The sequence below is a fragment of the Sanguibacter sp. TS_SC_8 genome (assembly GCF_055361235.1).
Map to the genome: position 1 here is coordinate 4,053,742 of NZ_CM143955.1, position 17,762 is coordinate 4,071,503.

12 protein-coding genes are annotated in these 17,762 nt (G+C 73.7%); 6 read left to right on the plus strand and 6 right to left on the minus strand.

Annotated elements, in window-relative coordinates; genetic code table 11:
• Nucleotides 1-151: 151 nt before the first annotated feature.
• Nucleotides 152-1,021, plus strand: coding sequence for a putative protein N(5)-glutamine methyltransferase (locus tag ACWA15_RS18235; protein WP_464057076.1), 870 nt, complete (start codon nucleotides 152-154; stop codon nucleotides 1,019-1,021).
• Here ACWA15_RS18235 and pdxY read toward each other — a convergent pair.
• Nucleotides 961-1,809, minus strand: a complete 849-nt coding sequence (gene pdxY / locus ACWA15_RS18240) for a pyridoxal kinase (protein WP_464057078.1) — start codon at nucleotides 1,807-1,809, stop codon at nucleotides 961-963. The genes ACWA15_RS18235 and pdxY overlap by 61 nt on opposite strands.
• Complete coding sequence (locus tag ACWA15_RS18245; protein ID WP_464057079.1) at nucleotides 1,806-3,125, minus strand: M18 family aminopeptidase; 1,320 nt, start codon at nucleotides 3,123-3,125, stop codon at nucleotides 1,806-1,808. The genes pdxY and ACWA15_RS18245 overlap by 4 nt, the downstream gene beginning before the upstream one ends.
• A gap of 156 nt (nucleotides 3,126-3,281) precedes the next feature.
• Here ACWA15_RS18245 and ACWA15_RS18250 point away from each other — a divergent pair, with 156 nt between their 5' ends.
• Both ACWA15_RS18250 and ACWA15_RS18255 read left to right on the plus strand, forming a co-directional pair.
• The gene (locus ACWA15_RS18250; RefSeq protein WP_464057081.1) at nucleotides 3,282-3,689 is read left to right on the plus strand and encodes a DUF1622 domain-containing protein; all 408 of its coding nucleotides are present in this window, start codon (nucleotides 3,282-3,284) and stop codon (nucleotides 3,687-3,689) included.
• Nucleotides 3,690-3,789: 100 nt separating this feature from the next.
• The gene (locus ACWA15_RS18255) at nucleotides 3,790-5,697 is read left to right on the plus strand and encodes an alkyl/aryl-sulfatase (RefSeq protein ID WP_464057083.1); all 1,908 of its coding nucleotides are present in this window, start codon (nucleotides 3,790-3,792) and stop codon (nucleotides 5,695-5,697) included.
• 25 nt (nucleotides 5,698-5,722) lie between these two features.
• Here ACWA15_RS18255 and ACWA15_RS18260 read toward each other — a convergent pair whose 3' ends face one another.
• The 4 genes from ACWA15_RS18260 to ACWA15_RS18275 all read right to left on the minus strand — a co-directional run bounded on the left by ACWA15_RS18260 (nucleotide 5,723) and on the right by ACWA15_RS18275 (nucleotide 14,019).
• Nucleotides 5,723-6,037 (minus strand): YbjQ family protein, encoded by a 315-nt coding sequence (locus tag ACWA15_RS18260; RefSeq protein ID WP_464057085.1) that lies wholly within the window; start codon nucleotides 6,035-6,037, stop codon nucleotides 5,723-5,725.
• 148 nt (nucleotides 6,038-6,185) lie between these two features.
• A complete protein-coding gene (locus tag ACWA15_RS18265; protein WP_464057086.1) occupies nucleotides 6,186-6,836 on the minus strand; it encodes a maleylpyruvate isomerase family mycothiol-dependent enzyme in 651 nt (216 codons plus the stop codon).
• Nucleotides 6,837-6,880: 44 nt separating this feature from the next.
• Nucleotides 6,881-8,245, minus strand: a complete 1,365-nt coding sequence (locus ACWA15_RS18270) for a cellulase-like family protein (protein ID WP_464057087.1) — start codon at nucleotides 8,243-8,245, stop codon at nucleotides 6,881-6,883.
• Entirely contained in the window at nucleotides 8,242-14,019 is a 5,778-nt protein-coding gene (locus ACWA15_RS18275; protein ID WP_464057088.1) for a DUF5107 domain-containing protein, read from the minus strand. The genes ACWA15_RS18270 and ACWA15_RS18275 overlap by 4 nt, the downstream gene beginning before the upstream one ends.
• Before the next feature lie 57 nt (nucleotides 14,020-14,076).
• Here ACWA15_RS18275 and ACWA15_RS18280 point away from each other — a divergent pair, with 57 nt between their 5' ends.
• From ACWA15_RS18280 to ACWA15_RS18290, 3 genes are all read left to right on the plus strand, one after another.
• Complete coding sequence (locus ACWA15_RS18280) at nucleotides 14,077-14,967, plus strand: AraC family transcriptional regulator (RefSeq protein WP_464057089.1); 891 nt, start codon at nucleotides 14,077-14,079, stop codon at nucleotides 14,965-14,967.
• A gap of 129 nt (nucleotides 14,968-15,096) precedes the next feature.
• Nucleotides 15,097-16,341, plus strand: a complete 1,245-nt coding sequence (locus tag ACWA15_RS18285; RefSeq protein ID WP_464057091.1) for an alpha-amylase family protein — start codon at nucleotides 15,097-15,099, stop codon at nucleotides 16,339-16,341.
• A gap of 99 nt (nucleotides 16,342-16,440) precedes the next feature.
• A complete protein-coding gene (locus tag ACWA15_RS18290) occupies nucleotides 16,441-17,694 on the plus strand; it encodes an MFS transporter (RefSeq protein ID WP_464057093.1) in 1,254 nt (417 codons plus the stop codon).
• Nucleotides 17,695-17,762 lie beyond the last annotated feature (68 nt).

A 17,762-nucleotide genomic window follows, 5' to 3' on the forward strand; every position in this document is an offset into this window, starting at 1 on the left:
CGGTAACGGTGGGACCGTTCCCCGCACGTTCTCGACAGCGTGGCGGCGGTGCCAGATCACTTCACCCGGTGCGTGCGGGCTTAAACGTTTCAATCGTTGGTGGGTGCACAACCTGTGCATCCGCGGCAGCCAGGGAGGCCCTCGTTTGGTCGTGCGACGCCCTCCCCAGCGCCCGCCTCGCACCGCGGCCGACGTCGCGAGCAGCGCCGCTGTCGTCGCGACCCTGCGCGGGGCGGGATGCGTCTTCGCCGAGGACGAGGCACGGTTGCTCCTGGCGGCCGCCCGCTCTCCGGCTGACCTGCTCGAGGCGGTCACCCGACGCGTGGCCGGCGAGCCCCTCGAGCACATCCTCGGCTGGGCGCAGTTCTGCGACCTGCGGATCGCCGTCACCCCCGGAGTCTTCGTCCCGCGCCGGCGGACCGAGCTGCTCGCGGTCGAGGCCGGCCGGCTGGCCCGGGTGGGCAGCGTCGTCGTCGACCTGTGCTGCGGGTCGGGGGCTGTCGGCGCGGCGATCGTGGCCGCGGTGCCCGGCGTCGACCTGCGCGCCGCGGACATCGAAGACGCCGCGGTGCGGTGCGCCCGCCGCAACATCGGTCCCGACGCCCACGTCTATCAGGGGGACCTCTACGACGCGCTGCCGGCTGACCTGCTCGGGAAGGTCGACGTCCTGGCGGTCAACGCGCCCTACGTCCCCACCGACGCGATCGGCCTCATGCCGGCGGAGGCGCGCAGCCACGAGCCGCGACGCGCCCTCGACGGCGGACCCGACGGGCTCGACGTCCAGCGACGGGTGACGGCCTCAGCCCGGCGGTGGCTGGCCCCCGGTGGCCACCTGCTCATCGAGACGTCCGCCACCCAGGTGGAGGCGACCCGGCACCTGGTGGCCGGGGCAGGTCTGGTCGCGCGGGTCGTGCGGTCCCCGGCCTCGGGCGCGACGGTGGTCGTGGGTCAGGTCGCAGGTCAGGTCGACACGGTCTCCGGCGGCAGCAGCAGGTCGCGCGAGCCGCGAGCCGCGGTGTAGCGCAGCGCCCGGGTGACGGCGTCGGCCGCGGCCCGGGCCGCGCCGGCGAGGGTGAGCCCGGAGGCCAGCCCCGCGGTGAGGGCCCCGTTGAACATGTCGCCGGTGCCGTTCGGAGCACCGACCTCCTTGACCGAGGCCAGCCGCGTCGTCGCGTCCTTCTCGAAGACGAGCGTCTCGATCATGCCGTCCGCGGTGTCCGCGAGCACGCATCCGGTGACGACGACGCCGCGCCGGGGCCCCCCGAGCAGGGACTCCGCGATGGCCCGCAGCCCGTCCAGGGTGGAGGTGGACGCGCCGGCGGCGGAGGCGCTCCCGTGAGCGAGCAGGCCGGCCTCGAACTGGTTCGGGGTGAGCACGTGTGCGCGCGCGACGAGCTCGGTGCGCAGCACGTCGACCACGCCGGGGGCGACGAACACCCCCGAGCCGGTGTCCCCCATGACCGGGTCGCACACGTAGGTGATGGCGGGGTTGGCCGCGAGCGCCCGGTCGACGAAGGCGGCGACCGCCCGCCCGGTCTGCGCGGACCCGAGGTAGCCGCTGACGATGGCGACGGTCTCGGTCAGCACGCCGTGCTCCTCGATGCCCAGCAGCAGGTCGGCGACGAGCTCGGGGTCGGTCGGTCGCCCGCGGAACCGTCCGTGGCCCGGGTGGTTGGAGAACAGCACGGTCGGCACGGCAGCCACGGTGAACCCCGCCGCGCGCATCTGCGGGACGGCCGCCGCGTTGCCCACGTGCCCGGTGATCACCTGGCTCTGGATCGAGACGATCGTGGCGGTCGTTGCGGTCACCGGCCGGTCACCGCGGTCGTGGCGCTCGCGCCGGCGAAGAACGCCGTGACCGCGCCGGCCAGCGCCACGAGGTCGCCGGTGTGGGCGAGCTCGCGGGCGGAGTGCATGGACAGCAGCGGGACGCCGACGTCGACCGTGCGGATCCCCAGCCGGGTGGCGGTCAGCGGGCCGATCGTCGACCCGCACGGCACCGTGTTGTTGGAGACGAACTCCTGGTAGCTGACCCCGGCCGCCGCGCAGGTCGCCGCCCACACCGCAGCCCCGTGCGCGTCGGTCGCGTACCGCTGGTTCGCGTTGATCTTGAGCAGCGGGCCGCCCCCGGCGATCGGCTGGTTCACGCCGTCGTGCTTCTCGGAGTAGTTCGGGTGCACGCTGTGACCGGCGTCCGCGGACAGGCACCACGAACCCGCGTAGGCCTGCAGGCGGTGCGCGGCGCTCGCCCCGAGGGTCGCGCCGATCCGGATGAGCACGTCGTCGAGCAGCGGGCCGCTCGCCCCGGAGCGGCTCTCCGAGCCCAGCTCCTCGTGGTCGAAGGCGGCCAGGACGCTGATGTGACCGGCGTCGGCAGAGTCAGCAGCGGCCGAGGTGGCCGTCGCGACGAGGGCGGTGAGCCCGGCGAAGACCGAGGTGAGGTTGTCCATCCGGCCGGCGGCGAACAGGTCGCCGTCGATCCCGAAGCGGACGGGGGCGGCTGTGTCGGCGGTGAGCACGTCGTAGCCGGCCACGTCCTCCCCGCGCAGGCCTGCCAGGCCGGCGAGGTGCCCCACGAGATCGGCCTGGGACCGGTCGCCGAGACCGAAGACGGGCGCGGTGTGGCGCTGGCGGTCGAGGGTGAGCCCGGCGTTGGCGTCCCGGTCGAGGTGGATGGCGAGCTGGGGGATCCGCAGGAACGGGCCCGTCCGCACGAGGTGCTCGCGTCCGTCCCGGGTGACCAGCCGCCCGGCGAGCTCGAGCTCGCGGTCCAGCCAGGAGTTGAGCAGCGGGCCGCCGTAGACCTCGACGCCGGCCTGCAGCCAGCCGTGCGAGCCGATCGTCGGGCGCGGCTTGAGCTTGAAGCCGGGTGAGTCGGTGTGCGCACCCAGGATCCGGAAGGGCGTCGTCGGGCCCGCTGCATCGGGCTGCACCCAGGCGATGATCGCGCCGTCGCGCAGGAGGTAGCGGCGACCGGCCGTGGACGTCCACTCCTGCGCCTCGTCCAGGCGGGTGAAGCCCGCCTCGTCGAGGATCCGCGCGGCCTCCGCAGCCGCGTGGTAGGAGGACGGGCTCGCGGTGATGAAGCGGGCGAGGGCGTCGATGTAGTCGGGTGCGGGAGCCATACGTCAATCCTTTCACGGGTGGGAGGAGGGCCTCGCCGGGCGGCGCCGACGCTCCGGCGGGCTCCCAGGCGCCCGGCCGAGGCCCCCGCTAGGGTCGGGACAGGCGCCGTGGTGATCGCCGGCCCGGAGCCGCGGCCGTCCCGGAGGAGGAACGCGATGAGCACGGACTTCTTCGAGGTTGTCACGACGGCCTTCGAGGTCATCGGCGTGAGCGTGATGGTGATCGGCTTCGTGGTGAGCCTCGGCCTCTCGGCCCGGCGGTGGTCTCGCACCGGGGACGGTGCGCTCGCCTTCTCCACCCTGCGCAAGATGTTCGGCGGCGTGATCCTGCTCGGCCTGGAGGTGCTCGTCGCGGCGGACCTGGTCCGCACGATCACGTCGGCACCGTCCCTCACCGAGGCGCTCGTCCTCGCGCTCATCGTGCTCATCCGCACCGTGCTGAGCTTCTCCCTCCAGGTGGAGATCGACGGCGTCGCGCCGTGGCGGCGGGCGCTGGTCACCGGGCCGGAGGTGCTCGCCTCGGCTGCGCGGGCCGCTGGCAAGCCGGCCACACCAGCGCCCTGACCTGCGACTCGCCTCCCCGGGCAGCGCGGTCACACCCCCGGATCTACCGTGGATTGTGCTCGACGACGAGCACCACCGGCACGCGGCCTCAGGAGCCCTCATGTCCGACGACGTCACTCCCGCCATCGCAGCATCCCTCCGCGAGGCGGCCGACCGTCTCCCCACCGACGACCGCGACCTGGAGTCCGCCGACCGCGGGCACCTCGCCGCGCTCCTCGATCCGGTGGTCCCGGGACCGGACGGCGCCGCCGTCTGGGACGCGGCCGGCTACGACTTCCTCACCGGGGACAACCCCGGCACCGTCCACCCGAGCCTGTGGCGCCAGAGCGAGCTCACCGCCCGGTCCGGGCTCTACGAGGTGGTCCCGGGCATCTACCAGGTGCGCGGGCTGGACCTGTCGAACATCACCTTCGTCGAGGGTGACCGCGGTGTCATCGTCATCGACCCGCTCATCTCCGTCGAGACCGCGGCGGCCGCCCTCGCGCTGTTCCGGAGCGTGCGCGGGGACAGGCCGGTCACGGCCGTCATCTACTCCCACTCCCACCTCGACCACTTCGGCGGTGTCAAGGGAGTGACCACCCAGGCTGCGGTCGACGCCGGGCAGTGCCCCGTGCTCGCGCCCCCCGGGTTCCTCGAGCACGCCGTCTCCGAGAACGTCTACGCCGGCACCGCGATGGCCCGCCGCGCGGGCTACATGTACGGTGCGGCGCTCGCCAAGGGCCCAGCCGGCCAGGTCGGCGCGGGCCTGGGGCAGACGACGAGCACCGGCACCGTCTCGCTCATCGTCCCCACCCAGACGATCACCGCGACCGGGCAGCGCGAGGTGGTCGACGGCGTCACGATCGAGTTCCAGCTCACGCCCGGCACCGAGGCCCCGAGCGAGATGAACTTCCTCTTCCCCGACCACGGCGCATTGTGCATGGCCGAGAACGCCACCCACACCCTGCACAACATCCTGACCCTGCGCGGCGCCCTGGTCCGCGACCCGCGCGTGTGGGCGGCATACCTCACCGAGTCGATCGCCCTGTTCGCCCACCGGTCCGAGGTTCTCTTCGCCTCCCACCACTGGCCCACCTGGGGCCGAGCCGAGCTCATCGAGTTCCTCTCCCAACAGCGTGACCTCTACGCCTACCTCCACGACCAGACGCTGCGGATGCTCAACCAGGGCCTGACCGGCCGGGAGATCGCCGAGGTGATGGTGCTGCCCCCGGCCCTGGAGAGCGCGTGGCACACCCACGGGTACTACGGGAGCGTGAGCCACAACGTCAAGGCGATCTACCAGCGGTACATGGGCTGGTTCGACGGCAACCCCGCGCACCTGTGGGAGCACCCTCCGGTCGAGGAGGCGACGCGCTACGTGGAGTTCATGGGCGGGGTCGACGCCGTGGTGGAGAAGGCGACGACGTCCTTCGACGACGGTGACCTGCGCTGGGTGGTCACGGTGCTCAACCACGTCCTGTTCGCCGATCCGGACCACGCCGGCGCACGCGACCTGCAGGCCCGGGCCCTCACCCAGCTCGGGTACGGCACCGAGAACGGCACGTGGCGGAACTTCTTCCTCTCCGGCGCCGCCGAGCTGGCGGAGGGGACGTTCGGCACACCGGCGCAGTCCTCCTCCCCCGACCTGCTGGCGGCCCTGTCCATCGGCCAGGCGCTGGACTCCCTCGCCATCCGGGTGGACGGTCCCCGGGCCTGGGGTGCGCGGCTCGCGGTCGACTGGGTGGTCGAGGGGACCCGGTACGCGGTGCGGCTGACCAACGGGGTCCTGGTGCACCAGGTGGTCGACGACGGCGCGCCCGGGTCGGGGAGCAGCCTCGCGGCCGGACCGGCGCACGCGACGCTCACCGCGACCAGGGCCGTGTTCCTCACGTGCCTGATCGACCCGACGCAGCTCTCGGTCCTGACCGCCTCGGGCGACCTGCACGTCGACGGCGACGCGGGCGCCTGGCCGGAGGTGCTCGGCCTGCTCGACACGGTCGACCCGGACTTCGAGATCGTGCTGCCGTAGTCCGGCGCGCCACCCGCGGGGCGGATCAGACCAGCACGACCGCCGTGCCGTACGCGACGATCTCCTGGTACCCGTTGGCGACCTCGTCGCTGTCGTAGCGCATCGCGAGGATCGCGTTCGCGCCCTTGGCGGTCGCGGCCTCGATCATCCGCTCGACGGCCTCGTCGCGGCTCTGCTGCAGCTGCTTGGTGAGGCCCTTGAGCTCACCGCCGACGATCGACTTGAGCCCGGCGCCCAGCTGCGCGCCGACGTTGCGGGCGCGGACCGTCAGGCCCGTCACCTCGCCGAGGACCTCCTGGACGGTGTGACCGGGGACGTCGTTCATGGTTGAGACCAGCATGGGAGTCCTCCTGACGGGCGCGCACCCTGGGGTGCCGGTCCTTTCACCCTAGGACGGTCCACGGTGGGTCACCAGAGGTGCCCGGCCCACCTCGAGCAGCACCGCGCCCTCGCGCTGCAGCGCGGCGTCGGCCCGCCTCTGAGGGACGTCAGGGCGTGGTTCGCGCCAGGAGCACCGGCACTCCCTCGCCGCTGAGGCGCGACACGGCTGTCGGCCGTCCCGCCATCGCGAGGACCAGGTCAAGAGTGGCGCCTTCGACGGCCGGGCCGTCTCCCGCCCGGAAGTCGCTGTCGGTGGCCACGAGACGCAAGCCCTTCGCCCGGGACCGGGAGTTCACGGCGAAGTCCTTGCGGACATATCCCTCTGCGACCTCCACCAGAGCGTCCCGCTCGGGGACGGTGGAGATGCCGAGGGGTTCACGGATGTCGGAGCCATGGACCACCACCTCACCCAACCAGGCCCACAGGTCCCCGGTGGGCGCGATCCGCGATGCGACGACGGAGCGAAAGCCGACCAGAGTCTGTGCGGGAGTCGGGCCGCGGTGCTCGGCGAGGCGCCGGTCGTTGTGGACCTCGGGACGAAACCGCGCGCCGACGATGCTGCGCAGCCAAGCCCAGCGCCCGGTGCTCGCACCCGCTGTCAGGTGCGCGACGACGTCCTCCACCGACCACTGCGCGCACAAGGTCGGCGACGACCACTGCTCTGTCGACAGAGTCTCCAGATCACCGAGGAGGCGTGCCCGCTCGGAGTGGATCGCCGCCCAGGTCGGCCCTGCGGTCATCGGGGTCTTCGGGGTCATGAGGGGGATCCTTGCACAGACCGGTCAGGGGAGGTCAGAGTGGATCAGAGTGGGTCACCCTGGGGTGGGACCACCTCGAGCAGCACCGCCGTGCACTCCCTCTGCAGCTCGGCGTCGGCCCACATCGCGTGGTGCGGGGCGGCGTTGGAGCACACAACCGAACCCCACGCCCCGACCTGCGCGGACAGGGCGACGGCGTCGCGGCAGATCTGCGCGCCGACGGGACCTTCCTCGAAGCGGCAGTCCCGCGGGGTGTACCCGACCCAGCCTTCGCCGAGCACGAGCGGGATGCCCAGGCGGGCGGCGTGGTCGGCGGCCACCCCGATCCACTCGCGCAGCCGGTTCGCCATCGCGATCCGGTGGGCGCCGTAGCGCTCGTAGAGCCAGCGGTCCACCGCGGCCGGGTCGCACCAGTCGTGGAGGTAGATCTCGGCGAGCCCGACGATCGAGGCCTGCTGCTTCCACGCCTCGTCCGCGGGCGGTGCCCACTGCGCGAGGCGGGGCGCCCCGGGGCGCAGCAGCTCGGCGTCGGCCCGGGCCTGGGGGAAGTCCGCGGGGTCCCCGCGCAGGACGAACTCCTCGACGAGGTCGTCGAGGACGCCGTAGACGTAGGGGTGGACCACGAGCGCTCCGGCGTTGCGCGGCACGCCGCGCATCGCGGTCACCGGGACCGCGGCGTAGTTGACCCCGCACAGCACACCCGGGTGGCGCCGGGTGAAGGCGGCGTGCCCCGCCTCGAGCCGGGCCTGCAGCTCGACGACGACGTCCTCGACCCCGGGCAGGCCCGCGGTGAGGTGACCGGCCTGGACCTCGTTGTGCAGCTCGACGAAGGCGAGGGTCCGGTCGAGGTCGTGGGCGGCGAGGAGGTCGACGAGGTCCGCCATCGCCTCCCCGAGCACGACGAGCCGCTCCTCGGGGTCGACGCCCTGCAGGGCGTCGTGCCAGGCACGGTCGGCCGCGAAGGCCGGGCTCTGCTGGTACTCCCAGGAGGACGCGATGACCACCATCTCGTGCCGCTGCGCGGCCCGGAAGAAGTCGAGCAGGTGGGCGCGCGCGTCGATGGTCGTGGGCTGCCCGACGTCGTACCACCGCACCCGGGCGGCGTAGCCGCCACCGATCGGCCCCAGGCGCAGCGCCGAGGTGTCCAGCCCGGAAGCGAAGAGCAGGAACGGCATGGCGCAGATCCGGACGGCGTTGTAGCCGAGCGCCCGGGCCCGGGCGAAGGCCGCGTCGAGGTCTTCGAAGGGTTCGCCGGGGCCGGTCCGCACGTACCAGGAGAAGTCCCACAGGGTGATCGCCAGACGGTCGGGAAGGTGGGCGGGGACACCGGGCGGGCGACGGGTCGCGGGCCCGGGGGTGGCCGGTGTGCCCGGGGCGGCGGGCGTCGTGATCATCGTCGGCGTCGTCATGAGGCGACCAGGATGGCACGAGCGACCCGGACGACCTCGATCGAGGTGACATGGACGCCGTCGGGCACGTCGCGGACGGAGGGGTCCACCCAGATGCCGTGCGCGGCGTGCCAGGGCGTCAGCTCCAGGCGGACGCCGTGCTCGGCGACCTCCCGCGCCCACGGCGTGAGGTCCACGTCCCACACCCGCCCGTGCCAGAAGTGGTCGCTGACCAGCTCGTCACCGATCCAGGCCCGGCCCACGTCCCCGGTCCAAGTGATGCGCAGCAGCGCCCGGTCGGCGCCCGCGAGGGCTGCGGCCGGGATGCCGACGTGGAGCTGCGCCGCGCCGGAGGAGTCGGTCGGGGCGCTGAGGCGGTGCATCGGGCCGCCGCGGGTGGGGGCGGGAACCGGGCCCTGGGGGGTCGGGTGCAGCTCGGTGAGGAGCGGGCGGGTCCCGGCCGTCGGGGTGTGGAGGGTCCAGGTGCGCCAGGGGCCCGCGTCGCGCGGGGCGCTCAGCAGAGCGGGGTCGGCGGGGTTCGCGGTGTCGGGCGTGTCGAGCGTGTCGACGGCCAGCCCGGTCGGCGCCGGGAGCATCCAGACCGTGCTCGTCGCCGCTCCGGGGTGCACCACTAGCGCGCCGTCGAGGGCGTAGACCGGGGCGTCCGACAGGACGAGGCGGTCGCGCCCGCCGACCTCGAGCCGGTAGAGCCGGTCGGCGTCGGCCTCGCCGAGCACCAGGACCCGGACTCCGGGCAGGTGCACGAGGCAGCCCGGGCCGGCGGGCTCGGTGAGGGTGAGCACGGTCGCTCCCGCCGCGCGGCGACCGGTCGCGGCCCCGCTCACTGGGACGTCTCCGTCGAGCACGAGCTCGACCGGCACCCCGGTGGTCGCGGCGAGCACGACGATGTCGCCGTCGTCGTCCGTGATCCGGGTGAGCACCTGGGCGGTCGCGCTGCGCAGCACGAGGGCGGGGGTCAGCGGGTAGCGCAGCGGCCAGACGAGGGAGACCCCGGCGGGCAGGTCGAGCGGGACGGCCGGGACGGCCACCGAGCCGTCGTCGAAGGCGAGCGTGAGCTGCACGCCGGCCTGGGCGAGCAGCGGGCTGCGGTCCGGCTGGTAGGTGGTGAGGAAGAGGTAGCCGCTGGTCCCGTCGGAGCGGACCGACCAGCGCAGCTCGCCCGGGTCGTCGCTGCCGCCGCCGACGCGCGTGGCCATCGCCGCCAGGCGGTGACCGTCCTCGTGCAGCCACAGGTGCTGGCGGCGCAGCAGGTGGTGGTGGGCGCGGATCTGGCCGTGCTCGCCCACCGGGGCGTGGAAGTCGTAGGTGCGGGTGGGGACGTCGTTGGGGTAGCCGGTGGCCTGGGACTCCTGCTCGGTGCCGCGAGCGCCCACCCGCTGGGTGCCGCCGGCGTACATGTAGTAGCCCTGCCAGACGGACCCGCTGCCGAGCTTGGCCAGCGCCACCCCGGCGACGTCGCGCTCGGTGACGAGCGGGCGGCGGTGGTAGGCGACATGCATGCCGCCGCCCAGCTCGCAGGTGACGTACGGGGTGGTCTCGGTCCCGGTCACGGCAAGCGCCGCCGGGTCGAGCACCACGCCGTCCAGGGCCTCGCGCAGGTCGGCACCGACCGAGAGGTCGTCGCGGACCACGCTGTACCGGAAGTGCGTCGGGGAGAAGGCCGGCCACTCGGTCGTCTCGTCCTCCCAGAACCCGTCGGCGTAGGCGCTGTAGACCGGCAGCAGCGTGTCCGGGACCTGCGCGCCGCCCCAGCCGGTCGCGGTCCAGATCGGGGCGCGCAGGCCGAGCTCCTCGGCGATCTCCCGCAGCCGGGCGAGGTGCTCGGGCTGGTCGTAGAGCTCGTTGTCCATCTGGAAGGCGATGATCGGACCGCCGTCGGCGTGCCCGAGGCCCTCCAGCTGCGCGGCGATCTGGGCGAAGTAGGCGCGGACGAGCGCGAGGTAGGCGGGGTCGTTGGTGCGGGTCGCCAGGTCCCGCTCGATCAGCCAGTCCGGGAACCCGCCGTAGCGGGCCTCGCCGTGCGCCCACGGTCCGGTCCGCACGACGACGTCGAGCCCGTGCCGCGCGGCCAGCTCGATGAAAGCCCGCAGGTCGATGTTGCCGTCCCAGCGGAAGTCGCCCGGGGCGGGCTCGTGCGCCTGCCACAGGACGTAGGTCGCGACCGAGGTGAGCCCGCCCGCGCGGGCGTGGCCCAGCACCTCGCTCCACCGCTCGCGCGGCAGGCGGGAGTAGTGGATCTCCCCGGTGATCGGCATCCACGGAGCCCCGTCCCGGTCGATCCAGGCGTCGGTGACCGTGATGCTGCTCGGGGTGGGAGTGTCGTCGTCCGCGTTGTCGGCGGAGTCGAGGGCGGCGAGCTGGTCGGTGAGCACCTGGACCCGGGCGTCGTGGGTGGCCTGCAGGTCCTCGGTGAACAGCAGCATCGTCGGCAAGGACGTCGCGAAGTAGTCGACCTGCGCGGTGATGCCCGTCTGCGCCGCGACGTAGCGGGCGAGGACGTCGCGCAGCCGCTCGGCCTCCTCCCGGCGCCCGAGTCGGCGCAGCGCGGTGACCGACGCCGCGGCCTCGGAGCAATCCTGGGTCGCCACCGTCTGGACGTCCCCCTGCTCGGAGCCCCTCTGCTGGTCGGCCGCGCTCATCCAGGCCTCCCGCGCCTCCTCCACCCTGCCCGACGCCGCGAGCGCGTCCCCCAGGAGCAGGCGCAGCTCCGCGGTGCTCGCCAGCGGATGGCGTGCCTCCCCGAGGGAGGCTGGCGGCTGCAGCGCCGCGGTGACCAGCTCGATCGCCCGTCCCGGGTCAGCGGGGTCGGCGTCGAGCGCCTCGCGGGCGAGGTGCAGGTGCGCCTCCTCCCATGCGGTGAGGACCCGTCCTTCCCCACCCTCCCAGGGCTGGAAGCGACGCGCGGCGAGCAGGTCCACGGCGTCGGCAGCCTGACCCTGGAGGGTGAGGAGCTCGGCGAGCTGGACCGTGAGGTCGTCGCGGCCGGCGACGAGGTCGGGTCGGCTCAGCAGGGTCGCCGAGCGCTGCGCGGCGTCGCGGCCCAGCCGGCCGGCGAGCTGGTCGGCCTCCAGCAGCAGCCGGGCGTCGTCGGGCGCGGCCGCCCGCGCCTGGGCGTACCAGCGCTCGGCCAGGGCGGGGTCACCCCCGACGTTGTGGGCGGCGATCCCGAGGTTGCGCAGGACCACCGGGTCGGCGCCGGCACCGGTGGCGGCTGCCTCTCGCACCGCGGTCTCCCAGGCGGCGATCGCCTCCTCACCGCGGCCCGCGGCGTAGAGCCAGTGCCCCTGGAGTGCTGCGAGCAGCGGGTCGTGGGGCCGGTGGGCGCGCAGTCGGGCGAGCAGGTCGTTGTCGAGGGTCGAGGGGAAGCACCACGTGGGGTCGAGGGCGCTCGCTGCTGCGAGCGCCCGGTCGGTCCCCTGGGCGTCGCCGCGGCGCAGCGCCAGGTCGGCGCGGTAGAGCAGGGCGAGGGGCGCGACGTTCGGCTGCCCGGCCACGAGCGGCAGCCGGATGGCCTGGTCGAGGAGGTCGACGGCGTCGACGTCCTCACCGACGGAGAGGTACTCGCGGGCGACGTCGAGGGCGATCGTGGGGTCGGTCGTCGTGGTCGGCGCCACCTCCAGCGCCGTGCCCTGCTCGCCGTGCCCGCCCAGCGCACCCAGCCGCACCGCGAGGTCGCGGGCCCAGGCGTCGAGCGGGTTGGCCGCGAGCGTGCCGCGCACGAGGGCGCGGGCCGCCATCAGGTCGCCGCGACGGCGCGCTGCGACGGCCGCGAGGTTGCGCGCCTGGGTGTGCTGCGGGGACCGGAGCAGGAGCGCGTGGAGGTCCTCGGTGGCCCGGGCGAGGGACCCGGCGCTGGCCGAGGTCCCGGTGGCACTGGCCGCGAGGTCGAGGCGGACTGCGGCCACCGTCGCGGCGTCGGCCCAGGCCTGGTCCCAGCGGGCGGTGGCGAGCGCGTCGGCAGCCTCGGCCACACGGCCCTGGCGGGCCAGGACGAGACCGAGGCGGTAGTGCGCCTCGCCGTCGCGGGGGTTGGGGTTGCGGCTGACGAGCCGCGCGGTGGCCGCGCCCAGGTGACGTTCGGCGTCGTCCAGGCGACCGTCGTGCTGGCGCCGGGCGGCCAGGGCGACGTGGCTGCGCACGTCGCCGGGGTCGCGGCGCAGGGCTTCCTGCCAGTAGGGCTCGGGCGAGCGGGTGGCGTGCCGGTACTGGGCGAGGTGGACCCCGGTGACGTACAGCTCGTCGACGGAGCCGATCTGCTCCGGGGTGCGCGGCTCCGTCGCGGGCTGGACGGCGTCGTCCCCGGTGGTTCCCGGGTCGACCGGGCGCGGGCGCCAGGTGAGCAGCACGGTGCCGTCGTGCTCGACGACGAGCTCGCACGCCGTCGCCGCGAGCGACCCGTCGAGGGTCACCGCATGGACGTACGGCGCGTCGGGGGCGAGGTCGACGATCGCCTCGTGCACGGTCACCGCGGCGGCACCCGGAGCGTGCGCGGCGTCGGCGGCACCCGGCGCACCCGCCGCGTCCGCGCGCAGCAGCACCCGGGTCCCGGGGCGACGCGAGGTCGCGGCGACCCCGATCCGCACGGCGGTGCCGGCGCCGTCGGCCACGACGTCGAGGCGGACCGCAACATCGCGGGTCGCCTGGTGCACCGGGCCGATCTCCTGGAAGGGGTACCAGTACTGGGAGAAGGTCTTGGTCTCCCCCGGCTTGAGGAAGGCGAAGTCCGGCTGGTTGTCGGTGAACACCCCGGCCATGAGCTCGACGTAGGGGCCGTTCGTGTCCGTGAGGTGCTCGCCCCAGGCGTGCCCGAACGGGGCGTCCCCCCAGGTCCACTGCTTCTTGCCGGGGGCCACCCGGTGGTCGGCCCAGTGCAGGGTCCCGGCCCGGGCGCCGTGGTCGTAGCCACCGAAGAAGTCGTCCTGGCTGCCCAGGCACATGAACGACGTCGGGACGGGGATGGTGCGGTACCAGTCGAGGCGGTCCCCGTCCGGACGCTCGGGGGTGCGCCGGGCCGGGTAGTCGACGCCGTAGTAGCTCCCCTGCGCGGCGGGGAAGGTGCTGATCGCGCGCTTGGCGTGGTCGGCGACGACGTGGACGTCGGTGGGGAAGAAGGACTGGTAGTCGTCGTTGACGGCCACCGCGGCGTTCGCCCACCACAGGAAGGTCTGCACGTCGTCGGTGCGGTTGACGAGGTGGCCGCGCACCTCCAGGACGGAGCTGCCGGGGCGCAGACGCAGCCCGTGCATGCCCTGCATCCGCGCGAAGGGGTCGTGGTCGGAGCACCACACGGTCACCGCACCGTCCGGCTCGTGCTCGATGCTCACCTCGCACGGCAGGAAGGTGGCGGGCCGGTGGTGCTGGGGCCAGTTGAGCTCGAGCCCACCCGAGATCCACGGCCCGGCCAGGCCCACGAGCGCAGGCTTGATGACGTCGTTGCGGTAGAAGAAGTCGTAGCCGCGGGTCGTGTCGATGCCGACGTGGACCCGACCGCCGAGCTCGGGCAGGACCATGATCCGCACGTACTCGTTCTCCAGGTGCACCGCGGCCCACCGGCGCGGGGCCTTGTCCTGGCTCACGCTCTCGATGAACGGCAGCGGGTACACCGCCCCCGAGGATCCCTGGTAGACCCGCTGGTCGAGGTAGGCCGGGTAGCGGTCCGGGGCGCCCGGGGCGTACGTGTCGATCTCGACGCTCTCCTGCCACGCACGGACGGGTAGATGGGCGATGCCCTCGGGGGCGGGGGGCAGCTGGATCGTCGAGTCGTCACGGGGCATGGCTTCGACGCTAGGCCCGGTTGACACCGCCCGGCGATAGTTGTTCCACTGGCGTCCATGGACGAATCGATGGTTGGGCTCGTGCGGGAGGGGTTCGCCGGGCAGCGCCTGGTCGTCGTTCCGCGGCCCGCGGTCGAGCGCGCCCTGGACCACCCCGTGACGGACAAGCTCCTCGTCACCGACGCGGGATTCTTCCCCCGCGCTGCCCGCCACGGCCGGTCCCGCGCCCGGGGCGCCGCCGAGCACGTGCTGCTCGTGTGCACCGGCGGGTCGGGCTGGTGCCGCACCCCCACAGGGACCCTCGCCGTCGGGCGGGGCGACGTCGTCGTGCTCGACGCCGGCACGCCGCACGCCTACGGAGCAGCCGAGGCCGACCCCTGGACGTTGTGGTGGCTGCATGTCACCGGCGCCGACGCCGCGGACCTCGTGGCCGCCGCGCGGGCGGCCGCGGGTGGGCCGGTCACCCACCTGCGCGACGCCGCACCCGTCGCGAGCCTCGTCTCCCAGGCCATCGACGCGCTGGCCCCCGGACCGACCCGGTCCGGGCTCATCCGGGCGTCGGGGGCCGCGTGGAACGCGTTCACCCACGTCATCGCGACCGGGCGGCGCTCCCCCGGGACGGACCTGAGCCCGGTCGACCGCGCCGTCGAGCACCTGCGGGCCACGGCCCCGCAGCGGACGTCGGTCGCGGCGCTGGCGGCGATGGTCGGCCTCAGCACGTCCCAGCTGGGTGCACTCTTCCGCCATCAGCTCGGCGTCTCACCGCTCGAGCACCAGACGCAGCTGCGGATGGCCCGGGCGCGCGAGCTGCTCGACGGTACGTCGCTGCCGGTCGCCGCGGTGGCCCGGGCGTCAGGCTACGCGGACCCGCTGTATTTCTCCCGCCAGTTCGGGCGGATCCACGGTGTCACGCCGACCGCCTACCGGGAGCGCGCATCGGAGGGCTGACCCACGACATCTGGTGACCCAGATGCTTCTCGCGCAGTCCGTGTCCCCTCGTGGGACCGCTCCGGCGAGGACCATCCGAACCCGGCATAGGGTGTTCTCACGCAGTTCGACACGGCGAGGGAGTGACCGATGGCCGCATGGGCCGAGCACGCACTGTGGTGGCACGTCTACCCCCTGGGGTTCGCCGGTGTCCCCGTGCGCGAGGAGCACCACCCGCCGGCGCCCGACGGCGGGCTGCGCGCCCTGGTCCCGTGGCTCGACCACGTCATCGGGCTCGGGCTCAACGGGCTCCTGCTCGGACCGGTGTTCGCCTCGAGCACCCATGGGTACGACACCCTCGACCACCTTGAGATCGACGCGCGCCTGGGGACGCGCGCGGACTTCGACGCGCTGGTCTCCGCCGCCCGGGAGCGCGGTGTGCGCATCCTGCTCGACGGCGTGTTCAACCACGTCGGGCGCGAGCACCCGCTGGCCGTCGCCGCGCTCGAGCAGGGGCCCGACGGCGAGCACGCCGACTGGTTCCGCATCGACTGGAACGGCCCGGGAGGCCCGGACTTCGCCGACTTCGAGGGGCACTCGAGCCTCGTCGCCCTCAACCACGCCAACCCTGCCGTCGCCGACTGGGTCGCGGGCATCATGACGCACTGGCTCGAGGCCGGGGCGGACGGCTGGCGGCTGGACGCGGCCTACGCCGTCGACCCGGCCTTCTGGTCCGCGGTCCTGCCGCGGGTGCGGGCCGCGCACCCGCAGGCCTGGATCCTCGGAGAGATGATCCACGGCGACTACGCGGCCTACGTGGCCGAGTCCGGGATCGACTCCGTGACCCAGTACGAGCTGTGGAAGGCGATCTGGAGCAGCCTCGAGCAGGAGAACTTCTACGAGCTCGAGTGGACCCTGACCCGTCACACCCAGCTGCTCGAGTCCTTCCTGCCGCAGACCTTCATCGGCAACCACGACGTCACCCGCATAGCGACCCGGGTGGGACCGGACAAGGCGGTGCTGGCCCTGGCGATCCTGGCGACCACCGGTGGCATCCCCTCGATCTACGCGGGCGACGAGGTCGCGATGACCGGCCTCAAGGAGGACCGTCTCGGGGGTGACGACGCCGTGCGGCCAGCCTTCCCAGCCTCACCCCACGACCTGCCAGGGCTGCACGAGGGTGTGGCTGATGCCCACCGCGCCCTGATCGCACTGCGCCGCCAGCACCCGTGGCTGCTGCGCTCCCGCTCCTCCATGCGCGAGCTGAGCAACACCCGCTGCGTCCTCGAGCAGACCGGCGACGGCGGCACGATCCTCGTCGAGCTCGACGTCACCGATGGTGCCCGGGCACGGATCACCGGGCCCGACGGCGGCGAGCTGTTCACCTGGGGGTAGCCGGGCCGGGGCGCGGCCCGCTGATAACGTTGTCAGTTGCACTCACGCCGCCTGCGCCGCACGGGCCGGGCACCCCCACCTCGATCCTGGAGCCATGCCATGACTGCCGTCGATCGTGAGGTCTCCCGCCCGGACCAGGTGGCTCGTCGGGCCCGGGTGGCCGTGGCCGTCCTGTTCTTCACGAACGGCGCCCTGTTTGCCAACCTCCTGCCCCGGTACCCGGAGATCAAGGACGCCCTGGGCCTGTCCAACGCCGCCTTCGGCGCCGCGGTGGCTGCCTTCCCGCTGGGTGCGCTGGTCGCCGGGCTCAGCGCCGGCCTGCTCATCCGCCGCTGGGGATCCGCGAAGGTCGCAATCGGCGCGACCCTGCTCGCGACCACCGGGTTCATCACCGCTGGGGCCTCCTCCTCGTGGGCGATGCTCGCCGCAGGACTGTTCGTGTCCGGCGCGATGGATTCCATCACCGACGTCGCCCAGAACTCCCACGGCCTGCGGGTGCAGCGCCGCTACGGCCGGTCGATCCTCAACTCCTTCCACGCGGTGTGGAGCATGGGGGCGGTGCTGGGCGGGATCATGGGCGCCATCCTCGCCGCCGTCGGACTGTCGACCACCCAGCACATGGTCGTCTCCTCGGCCGTGTTCGGGTTCGCGGCACTCGCGTCCTACCGTTGGCTGCTGACCGGACCAGAACCCCGCGCCGCCGACGGCCCGGACCCCGCTGCACCGTCAACCGCACCGTCCTCCGCGCCGCGCAGTACGGCCGCGCCGTCGATGGTGGCGCGCTACGGCGTGCTGCTGGCGCTGGTCGCCATCGCCGCCTCAGGGGGCATCGTCGAAGACTCCGGCGCCTCCTGGGCGGCCATCTACCTCACCGGCACCTTCGAGACCACGACCGTCGTCGCGAGCTTCGGGTTCATCGCGCTGCAGGGCCTGCAGTTCGTCGGCAGGATCTTCGGGGACCCGCTGGTCGACCGCTTCGGTCAGCGGACCGTCGCGCGCGCCGGCGGGAGCATCGTGTTCCTCGGGATGGGCTTCGCCCTCGCCGTGCCCACGGTCGTGGGGACCATCGTGGGCTTCGGCATGGCCGGGCTCGGCGTCGCGACCCTTATCCCGGCGGCGATGCACAGCGCCGACGAGATCCCGGGCTTCGCGCCGGGCACGGGGCTGACCATCGTCAGCTGGCTGCTGCGCATCGGCTTCCTCGTCGCACCGCCGTTGGTCGGCGCGATCGCCGACGCGACGAGCCTGCGGGTGGGACTGCTCATCGTTCCCGTCGTGGGCCTGGTTGTCATCGCCTGCGCGGTGGTGCTGCCCACGAAGGTCACGACGACGGCACCTCACACGCCTGCTTGAGCGCGACGGCGTCAGGCCAGCACGACCGCCGTGCCGGACGCGACGATCAACTTCAGCCATGCCTATAC

Coding starts and splice junctions, on each gene's coding strand:
- ACWA15_RS18245 (WP_464057079.1), bottom strand. CDS start 3,125: ATGGCTCCCGCACCCGACTACATCGACGCCCTCGCCCGCTTCATCACC.
- ACWA15_RS18250 (WP_464057081.1), top strand. CDS start 3,282: ATGAGCACGGACTTCTTCGAGGTTGTCACGACGGCCTTCGAGGTCATC.
- ACWA15_RS18255 (WP_464057083.1), top strand. CDS start 3,790: ATGTCCGACGACGTCACTCCCGCCATCGCAGCATCCCTCCGCGAGGCG.
- ACWA15_RS18260 (WP_464057085.1), bottom strand. CDS start 6,037: ATGCTGGTCTCAACCATGAACGACGTCCCCGGTCACACCGTCCAGGAG.
- ACWA15_RS18265 (WP_464057086.1), bottom strand. CDS start 6,836: ATGACCCCGAAGACCCCGATGACCGCAGGGCCGACCTGGGCGGCGATC.
- ACWA15_RS18270 (WP_464057087.1), bottom strand. CDS start 8,245: ATGACGACGCCGACGATGATCACGACGCCCGCCGCCCCGGGCACACCG.
- ACWA15_RS18275 (WP_464057088.1), bottom strand. CDS start 14,019: ATGCCCCGTGACGACTCGACGATCCAGCTGCCCCCCGCCCCCGAGGGC.
- ACWA15_RS18280 (WP_464057089.1), top strand. CDS start 14,077: ATGGACGAATCGATGGTTGGGCTCGTGCGGGAGGGGTTCGCCGGGCAG.
- ACWA15_RS18285 (WP_464057091.1), top strand. CDS start 15,097: ATGGCCGCATGGGCCGAGCACGCACTGTGGTGGCACGTCTACCCCCTG.
- ACWA15_RS18290 (WP_464057093.1), top strand. CDS start 16,441: ATGACTGCCGTCGATCGTGAGGTCTCCCGCCCGGACCAGGTGGCTCGT.